General features: G+C 66.6%; 12 protein-coding genes. 6 read left to right on the top strand and 6 right to left on the bottom strand.

Going from position 1 to position 14,038, the window contains the following annotated elements; genetic code table 11:
• Positions 1 to 20 precede the first annotated feature (20 nt).
• From SOM08_RS00060 to SOM08_RS00035, 6 genes are read left to right on the top strand one after another with little or no spacing between them, the layout of a single operon-like run.
• On the top strand, positions 21 to 881 hold the full coding sequence (locus SOM08_RS00060; RefSeq protein ID WP_322469801.1) for a branched-chain amino acid ABC transporter permease: 861 nt from the start codon (positions 21 to 23) through the stop codon (positions 879 to 881).
• Positions 882 to 885: 4 nt separating this feature from the next.
• Positions 886 to 1,851: a branched-chain amino acid ABC transporter permease gene (locus SOM08_RS00055; protein WP_322469800.1), complete on the top strand. Its 966-nt coding sequence runs from the start codon at positions 886 to 888 to the stop codon at positions 1,849 to 1,851.
• Positions 1,848 to 2,597, top strand: a complete 750-nt coding sequence (locus SOM08_RS00050; protein WP_322469799.1) for an ABC transporter ATP-binding protein — start codon at positions 1,848 to 1,850, stop codon at positions 2,595 to 2,597. Before SOM08_RS00055 ends, SOM08_RS00050 begins: the two co-directional genes overlap by 4 nt.
• Positions 2,594 to 3,295: an ABC transporter ATP-binding protein gene (locus SOM08_RS00045; RefSeq protein ID WP_322469798.1), complete on the top strand. Its 702-nt coding sequence runs from the start codon at positions 2,594 to 2,596 to the stop codon at positions 3,293 to 3,295. Before SOM08_RS00050 ends, SOM08_RS00045 begins: the two co-directional genes overlap by 4 nt.
• A 12-nt stretch (positions 3,296 to 3,307) precedes the next feature.
• A complete protein-coding gene (locus SOM08_RS00040; RefSeq protein WP_322469797.1) occupies positions 3,308 to 4,306 on the top strand; it encodes a LacI family DNA-binding transcriptional regulator in 999 nt (332 codons plus the stop codon).
• A 46-nt stretch (positions 4,307 to 4,352) separates the two neighbouring features.
• Positions 4,353 to 5,936: a D-aminoacylase gene (locus tag SOM08_RS00035; RefSeq protein ID WP_322469796.1), complete on the top strand. Its 1,584-nt coding sequence runs from the start codon at positions 4,353 to 4,355 to the stop codon at positions 5,934 to 5,936.
• Positions 5,937 to 6,049: 113 nt separating this feature from the next.
• Here SOM08_RS00035 and SOM08_RS00030 read toward each other — a convergent pair whose 3' ends face one another.
• The 6 genes from SOM08_RS00030 to dnaA all read right to left on the bottom strand — a co-directional run bounded on the left by SOM08_RS00030 (position 6,050) and on the right by dnaA (position 14,038).
• Complete coding sequence (locus SOM08_RS00030; RefSeq protein WP_322469795.1) at positions 6,050 to 6,688, bottom strand: cytochrome c; 639 nt, start codon at positions 6,686 to 6,688, stop codon at positions 6,050 to 6,052.
• Entirely contained in the window at positions 6,675 to 7,994 is a 1,320-nt protein-coding gene (soxC, locus tag SOM08_RS00025; RefSeq protein WP_245980955.1) for a sulfite dehydrogenase, read from the bottom strand. The genes SOM08_RS00030 and soxC overlap by 14 nt, the downstream gene beginning before the upstream one ends.
• A gap of 118 nt (positions 7,995 to 8,112) precedes the next feature.
• On the bottom strand, positions 8,113 to 8,700 hold the full coding sequence (locus SOM08_RS00020) for a TetR/AcrR family transcriptional regulator (RefSeq protein WP_116959213.1): 588 nt from the start codon (positions 8,698 to 8,700) through the stop codon (positions 8,113 to 8,115).
• A gap of 39 nt (positions 8,701 to 8,739) precedes the next feature.
• The gene (gyrB, locus tag SOM08_RS00015) at positions 8,740 to 11,325 is read right to left on the bottom strand and encodes a DNA topoisomerase (ATP-hydrolyzing) subunit B (protein ID WP_116959214.1); all 2,586 of its coding nucleotides are present in this window, start codon (positions 11,323 to 11,325) and stop codon (positions 8,740 to 8,742) included.
• Between the two features lie 79 nt (positions 11,326 to 11,404).
• Positions 11,405 to 12,511 carry a DNA polymerase III subunit beta gene (gene dnaN / locus SOM08_RS00010; protein WP_116959216.1) on the bottom strand — a complete coding sequence of 369 codons (1,107 nt, stop codon included), beginning with the start codon at positions 12,509 to 12,511 and terminating at the stop codon, positions 11,405 to 11,407.
• Positions 12,512 to 12,625: 114 nt separating this feature from the next.
• Positions 12,626 to 14,038 (bottom strand): chromosomal replication initiator protein DnaA, encoded by a 1,413-nt coding sequence (dnaA, locus tag SOM08_RS00005; protein WP_116959218.1) that lies wholly within the window; start codon positions 14,036 to 14,038, stop codon positions 12,626 to 12,628.

The raw sequence follows: 14,038 nt of genomic DNA, 5'->3' as shown, positions 1-14,038 counted from the left end.
GCTGTAACAGGAGAAGCCTCTTGAGTTCACTTGTGGCTGCGCAGCTCATCAACGGCTGCGCGATCGGAATGCTGTATGCGGTGATGGCCTTCGGTCTGTCCATCATCAAGGGGCTTCTCAACGTCCCGAACTTCGCGCATGGCGCCTTGTTCGCGGCAGGCGCCTACGTCTGCTTCGGGCTCAGCGGCCTGGGCCTGCCCTTCGGCGTGGCCCTGGCCTGCGCGTTTGCCGTGCCCGCACTGATCGGCGCGCTGCTGCAACGCTTCGGCCTGGAGAAGCTTGCCAAGGCCGACTACCTGTTGCAGGTGCTGTTCCTGTTCGGCGTTGCGCTGGCGCTGGAGCAGACCCTGGTCGTGATCTGGGGAACCTCGGGCGTGAGCCTGACGCCGCCCGACGCGCTGAGCGGCTCGTTCGACCTGGGCTTCATGCGGCTGCCCCGATACCTGGTGTTCGTGACCGTGGCCAGCGCGATCAGCATCGCCGTGTTGTGGTTTCTCATCGAGCGCACCAGGATCGGCTCCCAGGTCCGCGCCGGCATCGAGAAAAGCGAAATGGCGCGTTGCCTGGGCATCAACGTCAAGGGCCTGCTGGTGCTGGGCTTTGCGCTGGGCGCCGGCATGGCCGGTCTGGCCGGTGGCATCGCGCTGCCGCTGCTGGGCGCCAACAGCAGTTCGGGCAACGACATGATGTCGATCGCTTTCGTGGTGCTGGTGCTGGGCGGCCTGGGCTCGCTCTACGGATCGGTGGTGGCGGGCCTGCTGCTGGGCATCGTGCAGAGCCTCAGCACGCTGGTGGCGCCCACCATGAGTACCCTGCTGTTGTACGTCGTAATGACCCTGGTGCTGCTGGTGCGGCCCCAAGGCCTGTTCGGGGAGCGCTGAAGCCATGCGCATCAAACACTCAGGCTGGCGCGTGCCCGCGGTCCTCGCGGTTGTTCTGGCCATCGCGCCCTTCACCATGCCGGTGAACATCGCGAACGAAATCGTGGTCATGGCCATCTTCGCCATGGCCGCCAATCTCATCATCGGAGTCGCCGGGCTGTACTCGTTCGGCCACGCCACCTTCTTCGGCATCGGCGCCTACATGGGCGGCTACTTCCTCGCGCAATACGGCACCTCCACCCTCACCACGCTGGTGATCGCCACCGTGGCCGGTGCGGCATCGGCCGCGCTGATGGGCGCGATCGTCATCCGCCGCACGGGCTTCTACTTCATGATGCTCACTTTCGCCTTCAACCAGATGGCGTTCTACGTGGTGCTCACCTGGTCCAACGTGACCGGAGGCGAAGACGGCATGGGTGGCATCTCGCGTACCCCGCTGGGCCTGCCTGGCCTGGGTTCGATCAGCCTGGACGATCGCCATGTGTTCTACGCGCTGTGCGCGACGGTGTTCATCGCCAGCTTCTATGTGCTCAACCGCGTTAAGCGCAGCGCGCTGGGTCTGGTGTTGGAGTCGGCCAAGGAAAACCCGCGCCGCACCGCCTCGATTGGCTACTCGGTCTACCAGGCGCAGATCACCGCCTTTGCCATCTCGGGCGCCTTCGCCGGCCTGGCAGGCGCGCTCTACGCGCTGCTCTACCGCTTCGTGCCGGTGGACACCATCAGCCTGGCCATGTCGGGCAACGTGGTGTTCATGATCGTGATCGGCGGCCTGTCCTCCATGGTCGGTCCGTTGATCGGCGCGGCGGTGTTCGTCTGGCTGCAGGGCCTCTTCAGCCTGGTGTGGGCGCGCTGGGCTCTGCTGTTCGGCCTCTTCATCGTGCTGGTGGTCTTCACCATGCCCAAGGGCCTGGTGGGTGCGTTCGAGCAGCTGCGCACCGCGTGGGCGCAACGCAAGGGTGGGCGAGCATGAGCGCGCAGATTGCACTGGAGGCAGTGAACGTCACCAAGCGCTTCGGCAGCATGACGGCGGTTGACGACGTGTCGATCCGGTTCACGGCCGGGCGCCTGCACACCATCCTGGGACCCAACGGCGCGGGCAAGACCACGTTGTTCAATCTGCTCACCAAGGACTACAGGCCCGACGGCGGCGAGATCCGCCTGCTGGGCGAAGCCGTGACGTCGCTCAAGCCGCACGAAATCGCGCGCCGCGGTGTGGGTCGGTCTTACCAGATCACCAGCGTCATCCGCGAGCTGAACTTCTTCGAGAACGTGCTGCTGGCCGCCTACCGCGCCCGGCGCCAGGGTCGCTTCGGCGTCTGGCGCGAGGTGCGCGCCGACCCCATGTCCGCCGACGAAGCTCGCCGCCTGCTGGCCAGCCTGGGCCTGGAGCGCTTTGCCGAGCGCAAGGCGGCCGACGTGTCCTATGGCGACCAACGCATGCTGGAGCTGGCGGTGACGCTGGCCACGCAACCCCGCGTGTTGTTGCTCGACGAGCCCACCGCCGGCCTGTCGCAGCGCGAAAGCGAGCGCGTCAAGGACGTCGTGAATTCGCTCAAATCGCGCTACACCATCGTCATGATCGAACACAAGATGAACGTGGTGATGGACATCTCCGATGACGTGACCGTGATGGCCAGGGGCCGGGTCATTGCCTCGGGTTCCCCCTCGCACATCGCGAACGACGCCGCCGTCAAGGCCGCGTACTTTGGACTATGAAGACACTGCTGCACGTCGACGCCATCGAAACCTTCTACGGCAAGAGTCAGGCCCTGCATGGCGTGAGCTTCCACGTGGAAGAGGGTGAAACCGTGGCGCTGCTCGGGCGCAACGGCGCGGGCAAGACCACCACGCTGCGCTCCATCATGGCCCTCAGCCGCGTGGCTTCGGGCGCCGTGCGTTTTGATGGGCAGGACATCAGCGGCCGCGAAACGCACGAGATCGCGCGCCTGGGCATCACGCTGGTGCCCGAAACGCGCGACGCCTTTTCCCTGCTCACGGTCGAAGAGAACATCCTGCTCGGGTACCGGCCAGGATCGCCTTTCACGCTGGAGCGCATCCTCGATCTGTTGCCCATCATTCAGGAGTTCCGTGGCCGCAAGGGGGGCGAGCTCTCGGGCGGGCAGCAGCAGCTCATGGTGATGGCGCGCGGCCTGGCCATGGGCCCCCGGGTGCTCCTGCTCGACGAGCCGTCCCAGGGGCTGGCGCCCGTGATGGTGACCGCGGTGGCGGAGATTCTGCAGACGCTCAAGAAGGAGCGGCTCACGGTGGTGCTGGTCGAGCAGAATCTGCGCATGGCACTGGACGTGGCCGATCGCGTCGTGCTTCTGGAGGACGGGGCGACGGTCGACACCATGAGCAGCGCGCAGGCTCTGGCGGACCCTCCCCGGCTTGAAAAACACCTGGCCGTTCACTGAATAATCTCCCGCATGACCGCCTCGCGCTCCCACCTTCCCGTCACGCAAAAGGACGTCGCCAAACTTGCCCAGGTGTCGCAAGCGGCCGTGTCGCGCTGGACCTCGGGGCGGGGCTACGTCGCGGCCGATGTGCGCGAGCGCATCGAGAAGGCGGTGGCCGAGCTGGGCTACGCGCCGCATCCGTTGGCGCAGGGACTCAGCAGCGGCCAGTCCGACATCGTGGCCATCGTCATGGCCAACATCACGAACCCCTGGTACCCGGTGGTGCTGGAGCGCATCACGCACGCGCTTCAGGCGTTGCAGCTGCAGGTGCTGCTGTTCAACGCGACGCCGCCCCAGTCGGTGGACGATGTGGTGCCCGACGTGCTGCGCTACCGCGTGCGCGGAGCCATCATCACCACGGCTGCCCTGTCGTCGACGGCGGCGCAGCAGTTTGCCTCTCGAGGCATACCTGTGGTGCTGTTCAACCGCACCACGCGCACCGGCGGCGTGCATTCGGTGTCCTGCGACAACGCAGATGGCGGCCGCACAGCGGCGGACTGCCTGCTCAAGGCGGGCGCCCGCCACGTCGCGTTCATGGGCGGTGGGCAGGACGCGTCCACCAGCGCCGATCGGTTGCGTGGCTTCGTGCAGCAACTGCACGAGTGGGACCGGGCGCCGGTAGCCACCCTGGAGGGTGAGTTCACCTACGAATGGGGCTTCGAGGCGGTGCAGCAGCTCATGGCGCAGCATCCGGAGATCGACGGCATCTTCTGCGCGGACGACGAAATCGCGTCGGGTGCCATGGACGCGCTGCGCTTTCGCCTGGGCAAGCGCATCCCGCAGGACGTGCGTGTCCTGGGCTTTGACGATCACCCGATCGCGGCCAAGGCGGCCTACCAGCTCACCACCATTCGCCAGCCTGTGCAAGGAATGATCCAGCAGGCGATTGAGCTGCTGCTCAACGGCGAGATCGCCCAGCCCTCGACGCAGTTGCTCAAGGGCCAACTCATCATGCGCGGCTCGGTTTGAGCCTGTGCGCAGCCACTGGGGCGTTCCGCCCCGCGAGGACCTGACCATGTTCGATGTGATTTTCAAGAACGGCACCGTGTTCGACGGTTCCGGTGCGCGCGGTGAAGTGCGTGATGTCGGCGTGCGCGACGGGCGCATCGAGGCGATCGGGGCACTGGGCGAAGACGCCCGCCAGCTCGTGGATTGCAGCGGCCTCACCGTCGCGCCGGGCTTCATCGACATCCACACGCACTCCGATGCCACGCTGCTGTCCGACCCCGACGGCTACAGCCTGCTGATGCAGGGCGTGACCACGGAGATCATTGGCAACTGCGGCTTCTCCTGTGCTCCGTGCCTCAAGCGTGAACTGGTGGAGCGCTTCATGGTAGGGCGTCTGCCGGGCCAGGCCTTCACCTGGTCTTCCTTTGGGGAATACCTTGATGTGCTGCAGGCGCAGCGCCCTGGCCTGAACGTGGGCGCCTACGTGGGGCACAACACCGTGCGCCTGAACGTGGTGGGCAACGAGCCCAGGGGCGCCACGGACGACGAGCTGCAATACATGGGCAACATCATGCGTCGCTCGCTTGAGGAAGGCGCCATCGGCGTGAGTTCGGGGCTTGAATACAACCCCGGCTTCAACTCGGACCTGCGCGAACTGGTGGAAATGGCCAAGGTGGCCAAGGAGTTCGATGCCGTCTACGCCAGCCACATCCGAAACCGCGACTGGAACTACGAGATGGGCCTTGGCGAGGCGCTGGCCACGGCGCGGCTGTCACAGGCGCGTTTGCAGCTCTCCCACCTGGCGCCCAAGACCGGCGCCCCGGCCCACGCGGCCGAGCACATGCTGGAGATGATCGAATGGACGCGCCAGGGTGGCGCGGACGTGGGTTTCGATGTCATCCCGCACGAATGGGGGCCGACCTTCCTCTACACCATCCTTCCCAAATGGGCCTACGAAGGCGGGGTGCCCTCCATGCTGCAGCGCCTGGCAGACCCTGGCCAGCGCGCGGCCCTCAAGAACAACACCTTTCCCCAATGGAAACTGGTGGCGCAGAAGCGCTGGTCTGAACTGGTGCTGACCCGCTCAGCTGGTAACCGTGAGCTGGTCGGACTGGATTTCGCCGAGATCGGGCGCCGCCGTGGCGTGGACCCGCACGACGCCATCCTCGACATCCTGCTGGAGGAAGGCGAGGCCGTCGCCGACTGCACCTGGGCCGGCCGCATCTCCGAGGACCAGGACATCCGCCTGCTGATGTCGCAGCCCGGCTGCGCGGTGATTTCGGACGCCATCACCCTGAACACGAGCGGGCCGCTGAAGGACGTGCAGTTCGCGCCCACGGCCTTCGGCTGGACCGCGCGCTTCCTGGGCCACTACGCGCGCGACCTCGGCATGATGGACTTGGGCGAAGGCATCCGCCGGCTCACTTCGCTGCCCGCGCAACGCATGGGCCTGAAGGCGCGTGGCAGCTTGCAGAAGGGCTACCACGCCGACGTGGTGGTGTTCGACGCCCATCGGATCTCGGACCGCTCCTCCGTGCAGAACATGGCCAAAAGCCCGCAAGGCTTGTTGCACGTAATGGTCAACGGCCAATTCGCCGTGAAGGACGGCGCGCGGACGGCGGTTCGCGCCGGGCAGGTGTTGCGGCGCTGAGCGCCGGGGCGGCGTCGGCCAGGTGGGCCATTGGGGTGCGGGTGACGTGTTCCGGGCGGCGCTGTTCGGAACCTTGGCCTCGTGGGCTCACCTCCACGGGGCCAGGCCCTCAGTCATCGCAAGGCCTTGCAGTCCTTCATGCAGCGCACGGCCTTGGTGTCGGGCCGGTCGTCGACCATGAAGCCGTCGCGGTTGGGCATCTTGAGCGCCTTGAGCGTGGCAGCGTTCACCACCGCATCGGCCGGCAACAGGCCGTTGAGGTGCAGGATGTAGCCGGTGACGGCGTAGACCTCGTCGTTGCTCAGGGACTGCGGCTGGGTGAGCGGCATGGCCCGGCGCACGTAGTCGAAGAGCACGGGCGCAAACGGGTACATGCTGCCCGGGGTCAGGAGGCGGCGCTCGGTGGTGAAGGAGCCGATGCCGCCGACCATGGTGCCGAACATGGGCCCGCCCTCCGCCTTGGCGCCGTGGCAGGACGCGCATTTGCCGTCGTACACGGCCTGGCCCTGGGCGATGGTGCCGCTGCCGTCCGGCAGGCCCGCGCCGTCGGTGGTGCGGATGTCGATGTTCCAGCTGGCCAACTCGGCCTCGGTAATGGGTTGGCCGAACGCGGCCTTGACCGCGGGCGCCGCGGTGGCGTGCGCACCGGGGCCCTTGGGCTGAGCCGGCTGTGCGGCCTGCGCGGTGCCCGCCAGCAGCCAGGCGCAGGCCATGGCGCAGCCCAGGGGAATGAAGGTCTTAAGCGATGGCATTGCTCACCTCCCCGGCGGTGTTGATGGCCCAGGGGAAGATGCCGTTGTGGTGCTGCACGAAGCCGGTGATGGCGCGCACCTTCTGGATGTCTTCCACGGTGGGTTGCACATAGCCCGTCGAATCCACCGCGCGGCTGGCGATCTTGGCGGGCGAGCCGTCCCAGTTCCAGCGCAAGCGAAAGCGCGTCAGGCATTTGTCGAGCACCGGCTCTTCCAGCTCGGCCTTGCGCCAGGTTCGCCCGCCGTCCACGGTGACATCCACCGCGCGGATCTTGCCCAGGCCCGACCAGGCGAAGCCGATGATTTCCACCGGGCCGCGCTGCACCTTCATCGAGCCCGAGGGCGAGGTGATCACCGACTTGGCCTCCATGGCGAAGCTGAACTGGCGCCATTTGCCGTTGGGCATGGGGTCGGTGTAGCGCGCGGTTTCGCTGCGCAGGTGCCAGGGCTGGTCGCCCATCTTCAGGCGGCGCAGCCACTTGATGCTGACGTTGCCCTCCCAGCCGGGGATGAACAGCCGCAGCGGGTAGCCGTTCTCGGCGCGCAGCATCTCGCCGCCGGTGGCGTAGACCAGCAGCGCGTCGTCCATCAGCTTCTTGATGGGCAGGCTGCGGGCGTGGGCCGAGCCATCGGCGCCTTCGGCCAGGCCCCAGGTGGCCTTGGGGTCGACACCGGCCTCGTCCAGCAGCACGGACAGGGGCACGCCCGTCCACTGCGTGCACGAGAGCAGGCCGTGCGTTTGCTGAACGGTCTTGGCGGCCGGTTTGAGCCAGTCGGTGAGGCCGTTGCCCGAGCACTCCATGAAGTAGAAGCGCGATACCGAGGGGTAGCGCATGAGGTCGCTCATGGTGAACACCAGCGGCTGGCGAACCATGCCGTGGATCGCGAAGCGGTGCTGCTCCGGGTCGATCTCCGGCACGCCGTTGTGGTGGCGCTCGTAGATCAGCCCGTTGGGCGTGACGATGCCGTGCTGCTGGTGAACCGGCGTGAAGCTCCAGTCGGAGAAGTTCTGCTTGTTCACCAGCACGTCGGTGCGCCGGCGCTTGACGTGCGCCTCGAACTTGGACGGCATGCCGTACTCGTTCTCGGGGATCGGCGTGCCCGGGCGCAGGTTGGATTCCGGCACCGGCAGCGCGGCCCGGGCCTGGCCGGCCGCCGCCAGGCCCGCCAAGCCGGCGGCGGCCGCCGCCGTCTGCGCGAACAGCTGTCGCCGTGCGGGTTGCCGCGGGTGGGTGATGGACCGCGTGGTCGCCAGCTCCGATTGGGCCTGCCGCACCAAGCTCTGGCCTGGGTCTTCCTTGCTCACGGGTTGTCTCCGGTGGGGTGTTGGGGGATATCGACCGACCGATCGGTACAGACCACTATGGCGGCAATCGCCAAGGAAGATCACTGGGGTTTACCCGTGGAGGCCCCGGCCCGCCGCGTCAGGTGGCGCGCAGCATGCGCAGCGTCAGGTCGTTGAAGCGCTCGGCGATGGCCTGTGCGCCCTCGGGCCGTTGCGGCTTCATCCAGAGGTAGCAGTAGTAGTACATGCCGAGCACGCCCTTGAGCACGAGGGCATCGAAGGGCCGGAACACGCCGGTTTGCGCGCCTTCGATCATGGTGTCGCGCCACACCTGTTCGTAGCGGCTGTGCCAGCCCATGACCTCGTTGCAGCGCTCGGTGGAGAGCGACTGCACGTCCCGGAAGCAGACCGTCAGCTCGGCCTGGTGAGAGGCCACCTTGTGCACCAGGGTCGAGCCGAGCCGGGTCAGCCGCGCGACCGGGTCGCTTTCCTCGGCCTTGAGGCGCAGCGCGCTGTCGGCCAACTCGGTGATGTACTCACGGGTGACGTCGTACAGCAGGTCTTCCTTGCTGCGGATGTGGTGGTAGAGCGCCCCGCGGCCGAGCTTCACCGCGTCCTGGATGTCGCTCATGCCGACCGCGTGGTACCCCCGCTGCGCGAACAGCTGGGCCGCGATCTTCACGATGCGCGCCCGCTGAGGGAGGTCGGGGTAGTCGGTGATGTCCATGGCAGGACGGAGGGGCGGTGCCGGCGATCACAAGGCCGGTCAAACGTCGATGTTCCCCGCCCGCAGCGCGTTGGTCTCGATGAAGTCGCGCCGCGGCTCCACCTCATCGCCCATCAGCATGGTGAACACGCGGTCCGCCTCGATCGCGTCGTCGATCTGCACGCGCAGCAGGCGGCGCACCTCGGGGTCCATGGTGGTCTCCCAGAGCTGCTCGGGGTTCATCTCGCCCAGGCCCTTGTAGCGCTGGCGCGCGGTGGTGCGCTCGGCTTCGCTGATGAGCCATTGCATGGCGGTGCGGAAGTCGCTCACGCGCTCTTCCTTCTGCTTGTCGCCCTCGCCGCGCATGACCTTGGCGCCGTCGCCCAGCAGGCCACGGAAGGTGTTGGCGGCCTCGGCCAGGGCGGCGTAGTCGGCGCCGTGCACGAAGTCCTGCGTGATGACGCTGCTCTTGATGTTGCCGTGGTGGCGGCGGCTGATGCGCAGCACCGGCTTGTCGGTGCGCTGGTCGAACTCGGCCGTCACGGTGGCGGGCACGCCGGTGGTGCTGAGTTCGCGCAGCTTGGTCTGCAGGTCCTGCGCGCTGGCGGACGCGGCCTCCATGTCGTCCAGCCCAAGGGCCACGCCGTCGGCCACGGCGCGCAGCGCCTCGGCGTCCATGAAGGCCGACAGGCGCGCGATCACGTGTTCGGCCACCTGGTGCTTGCGAGCGAGCTCTTCGAGCGTGGCGCCTTCGAGGGTGGCGTTGGACGCGCCACCGGTCATCACCTTGGCGTCTTTCAGCGCGATGCGCAGCAGAAAGCCGTCGAGCGCGGCGGCGTCTTTGAGGTACAGCTCTTCCTTGCCGCTCTTGACCTTGTACAGCGGCGGCTGCGCGATGTAGATGTGGCCGCGCTCCACCAGCTCGGGCATCTGGCGGTAGAAGAAGGTCAGCAGCAGCGTGCGGATGTGGGCGCCGTCCACGTCGGCGTCGGTCATGATGATGATGCGGTGGTAGCGCAGCTTGGCCACATCAAAGTCGTCGGCGCCGCTCTTGCCATCGCCCGCGCTGCCGGCCTTGCCGATGCCCGTGCCCAGCGCGGTGATGAGCGTGAGGATCTCGTTGGAGCTCAGCAGCTTCTCGTAGCGCGCCTTCTCCACGTTGAGGATCTTGCCGCGCAGCGGCAGGATCGCCTGGAACTTGCGGTCGCGGCCTTGCTTGGCCGAGCCGCCGGCGGAGTCGCCCTCCACGATGTAGATCTCGCACAGCGCCGGGTCCTTCTCCTGGCAGTCGGCGAGCTTGCCGGGCAGGCCCATGCCGTCGAGCACGCCCTTGCGGCGCGTCATCTCGCGCGCCTTGCGCGCGGCTTCGCGCGCCCGCGCGGCCTCGATGATCTTGCCGCAGATGATCTTGGCGTCGTTGGGCCGCTCCTGCAGGTAGTCGGTCAGCAGGCGCGCCACCACGTCTTCCACCGGGCCGCGCACCTCGCTGGAGACCAGCTTGTCCTTGGTCTGGCTGCTGAACTTGGGCTCGGGCACCTTCACGCTGAGCACGCAGCACAGGCCTTCGCGCATGTCGTCACCGCTGACCTCTACCTTGGCTTTCTTGGCCAGCTCGTTTTCTTCGATGTACTTGTTGATGACGCGCGTCATGGCCGCGCGCAGGCCGGTGAGGTGGGTGCCGCCGTCGCGCTGCGGGATGTTGTTGGTGAAGCAGAGCACCTGCTCGTTGTAGCCGCTGTTCCACTGCATGGCCACCTCGACACCGATGTTGGTGCCCTGGTCGCTCTGACGGTCGCCCGTGGCATGGAAGATGTTCGGGTGCAGGACGGTCTTGCCCTTGTTGATGAACTCGACGAAGCCCTTCACGCCGCCCGCACCGGAGAAGTCGTCTTCCTTGCCGCTGCGCTCGTCGTGCAGGCGGATGCGCACGCCGTTGTTGAGGAAGCTGAGCTCGCGCAGGCGCTTGCTCAGGATCTCGTAGTGGAAGTCGTTGTTCTCTTTGAAGATCTCGGTGTCGGGCAGGAAGTGCACCTCGGTGCCGCGCTTCTCGGTGGCGCCGGTCACCTTCATGGGCGAGATCTCGACGCCGCTCTGGTCTTCCAGGATGCGGTTCTGCACGAAGCCGCGCGCGAACTCCAGTTGGTGCACCTTGCCTTCGCGGCGCACCGTCAGGCGCAGCCACTTGCTGAGCGCGTTCACGCAGCTCACGCCCACGCCGTGCAGGCCGCCCGAGACCTTGTAGCTGTTCTGGTTGAACTTGCCGCCGGCGTGCAGTTCGGTCAGCGCGATCTCGGCCGCGCTGCGCTTGGGCTCGTGCTTGTCGTCCATCTTCACCCCGGTGGGGATGCCGCGGCCGTTGTCGACCACGCTGATGGAGTTGTCGGTGTGGATGGTGACGACGATGTCGTCGCAGTGGCCGGCGAGCGCTTCGTCGATGGAGTTGTCGACCACCTCGAACACCAGGTGGTGCAGGCCGGTGCCGTCGGAGGTGTCGCCGATGTACATGCCCGGGCGCTTGCGAACCGCTTCCAGGCCTTCGAGGATCTGGATCGAGCCCTCGCCGTACCCCTCACTCGCCCCGGCCTGGTTCGGATCGATCTTGGGCTGGAAATTGGAGCTTTCGGGGCTCGTGGACTCGTCGGACATAGGAACTTTCTCGATCGCTAGAAACGCCAAACCCGCTGTTCAGCGGGTCGGGCTCGATATCGGGTCGGGAGCGCTGCGCTCAGATGCGCATCGGCATGACAACGTACTTGAAGGCGTTGTCGTCGGGGTTGGTGACGAGCGCCGAGCTGTTGCCGTCGGCCAGCTCCACACGGACCATCTCCTGGCCCATGTTCTGCAGCGCGTCGATGAGGTAGGTGACGTTGAAGCCGATCTCGATGGTGTCGCCACCGTAGTCGATGTCGAGCTCGTCGACCGCCTCTTCCTGCTCGGCGTTGCTGGAGGCCACGCGCAGCGTGCCGGGCTCCACGTTCAGGCGCACGCCCTTGAACTTCTCGCTCGTCATGATGGCGGTGCGCTGCAGGCTGGCCAGCAGCGGCGCGCGGCCCAGGGTGACGATGTTCTTGTGGTTCTTCGGGATGACGCGGTTGTAGTCGGGGAACTTGCCCTCGACCAGCTTGGTGACGAACTCCATGCCGTCGAAGCTGAACTTGGCCTGGTTGGCCGCGAACTGCATTTCGATGGCACCGTCCTTGTCGGACAGCAGGCGCTGCAGCTCCAGCACGGTCTTGCGCGGCAGGATGACCTCCTGCTTGGGCACTTCCACGTCCAGGGTGGCCGAGGCGAAGGCCAGGCGGTGGCCGTCGGTGGCCACCAGGCTGAGCTGCTTGCCTTCGGCCACGAACAGGATGCCGTTGAGGTAGTAGCGGATGTCGTGCACCGCCATGGCGAAGGACACCTGGCCCAGCAGGCCCTTGAGCGTCTTCTGCGGCACGCTGAACGCGGGGCCGAAGCTGGCCGATTCCTGCACCAGCGGGAAGTCTTCGGCCGGCAGGCTTTGCAGCGTGAAGCGGCTCTTGCCGCCCTTGAGGATGAGCTTGCCGCCGGTCTGCTCCAGGCTCACGGTTTGGTCGCCCGGCATGGTGCGCAGGATGTCGATGAGCTTGCGCGCGCCCAGGGTGGTGGCGAAGCTGCCGCTGTCGCCGTCGAGCTCGGCCGTGGTGCGGATCTGGATTTCCAGGTCGCTGGTGGTGAGCTGCAACTGCGAGCCCGTCTTGCGCAGCAGCACGTTGGCCAGGATGGGCAGGGTGTGGCGCCGCTCCACGATGCCCGACACCGACTGCAGCGCGGCCAGAACCTTGTCCTGCGAGGATTTGAAAACGATCATCTGCGGCTCTTTCGTTATTTGAAGGTGTCTCCCGGAGCGGGATCGGCGGGCCAAAACCCCCCTATTCTCGCCCTTTTTGAACGCTGTTTACCAGCTGTTGCACCAGGGGTGGGCTCAGCCTTTCAGGGTCTGCTCCAGCACGTGCAGCTGCTGGTTGAGTTCGGTGTTCTGCTGGCGCTCGCCGGCGATCTTGCGCACGGCGTGCAGCACGGTGGTGTGGTCGCGTCCGCCAAACAGTTCCCCGATCTCGGGCAGGCTCTTCTGGGTGAGCTCCTTGGCCAGGAACATGGCGATCTGGCGCGGCCGGGCGATGCTGGCCGGGCGCTTCTTGGAATACATGTCGGCGACCTTGATCTTGTAGAAGTCGGCCACCGTCTTCTGGATGTTTTCCACGCTGATCTGCCGGTTCTGGATGGACAGCAGGTCTTTCAGGGCGTCGCGCGCCAGCTGGATGGAGATGTCCTTCTGGTTGAAGCGCGAATAGGCCAGGATCTTGCGCAGCGCGCCTTCGAGCTCGCGCACGTTGGAGCGCACGTTCTTGGCGACGAAGAAGGCCACTTCCTCGGGCATCACGGCGGCCTCGGCGGCGGCCTTGTTGATCAGGATGGCCACCCGCATTTCCAGTTCGGGCGGCTCGATGGCCACCGTCAGGCCGGAATCGAAGCGCGAGATCAGGCGCTCGGTGATGTCGGCCAGGCCCTTGGGGTAGGTGTCGCTGGTGAGCACGATGTGGCTCTTGCGGGCCAGCAGCGCCTCGAAGGCGTTGAAGAACTCTTCCTGGGTGCGGTCCTTGTTGGCGAAGAATTGCACGTCGTCGATCAGCAGCAGGTCCAGCGAGTGGTAGCGGGCCTTGAACTCATCGAAGGTCTTGCGCTGATAGGCCTTAACCACATCCGAGACGAACTGCTCGGCGTGGATGTAGAGAACTTTGGCCTGCGGCCGCTCGGCCAGCAGGTGGTTGCCGATGGCGTGCACCAGGTGGGTCTTGCCCAGGCCGACCCCGCCGTAGATGAACAGGGGGTTGTACAGCTGGCCCAGGCTGCCGGCCACGTGCATGGCCGCGGCGCGCGCCATGCGGTTGGCCGAGCCCTCCACCAGCGAGCCGAAGGTGAGCGAGGGGTTGAGCCGGGTCTTGGGCGCGCTCGCGGGCTCCAGGGGGGCCACGTCGGCCATCTCGGCGAGCACGGGATCGGCCGGTGCGTCGAACACCGGGCGGTTGGCGGGCATTGTCCGCACGGGGGCTTCACGAGGAGCGAGCGCTAACTCAAGCGTGACGGGCGCGCCCCGAACACTTTCCAGCAACGCGCTGATGCGGGCGGCGTACTGGGCCCGAATCCAGTCGAGCTTGAAGCGGTTGCCCACGGCCAGGACGACCTTGGAATCGTCCGGCGCGACGGTGGCGCTCAGGGGGCGAATCCAGGTGTTGAACTGCTGCTCGGGGATTTCCTGGGCCAGGCGTTCGATGCACGCCGACCACAGCGAACGGTCGTCGCGCAGCGCGGCAGAAGGGGGGGTGCCCTCGGACAT

Source organism: Hydrogenophaga sp. SNF1, from assembly GCF_034421675.1.
Classification (GTDB): domain Bacteria; phylum Pseudomonadota; class Gammaproteobacteria; order Burkholderiales; family Burkholderiaceae_C; genus Hydrogenophaga; species Hydrogenophaga borbori.
The sequence above is the reverse complement of the archived record's forward strand: the minus strand, read 5'-3'. Positions and strand labels throughout refer to the sequence as shown.

Bases quoted from the DNA above. Each gene is read 5' to 3' on its own strand.
- dnaN (WP_116959216.1), bottom strand. From the start codon at position 12,511: ATGATCGTTTTCAAATCCTCGCAGGACAAGGTTCTGGCCGCGCTGCAG.
- SOM08_RS00040 (WP_322469797.1), top strand. From the start codon at position 3,308: ATGACCGCCTCGCGCTCCCACCTTCCCGTCACGCAAAAGGACGTCGCC.
- SOM08_RS00045 (WP_322469798.1), top strand. From the start codon at position 2,594: ATGAAGACACTGCTGCACGTCGACGCCATCGAAACCTTCTACGGCAAG.
- SOM08_RS00030 (WP_322469795.1), bottom strand. From the start codon at position 6,688: ATGCCATCGCTTAAGACCTTCATTCCCCTGGGCTGCGCCATGGCCTGC.
- SOM08_RS00020 (WP_116959213.1), bottom strand. From the start codon at position 8,700: ATGGACATCACCGACTACCCCGACCTCCCTCAGCGGGCGCGCATCGTG.
- SOM08_RS00035 (WP_322469796.1), top strand. From the start codon at position 4,353: ATGTTCGATGTGATTTTCAAGAACGGCACCGTGTTCGACGGTTCCGGT.
- SOM08_RS00055 (WP_322469800.1), top strand. From the start codon at position 886: ATGCGCATCAAACACTCAGGCTGGCGCGTGCCCGCGGTCCTCGCGGTT.
- SOM08_RS00050 (WP_322469799.1), top strand. From the start codon at position 1,848: ATGAGCGCGCAGATTGCACTGGAGGCAGTGAACGTCACCAAGCGCTTC.
- dnaA (WP_116959218.1), bottom strand. From the start codon at position 14,038: ATGTCCGAGGGCACCCCCCCTTCTGCCGCGCTGCGCGACGACCGTTCG.
- gyrB (WP_116959214.1), bottom strand. From the start codon at position 11,325: ATGTCCGACGAGTCCACGAGCCCCGAAAGCTCCAATTTCCAGCCCAAG.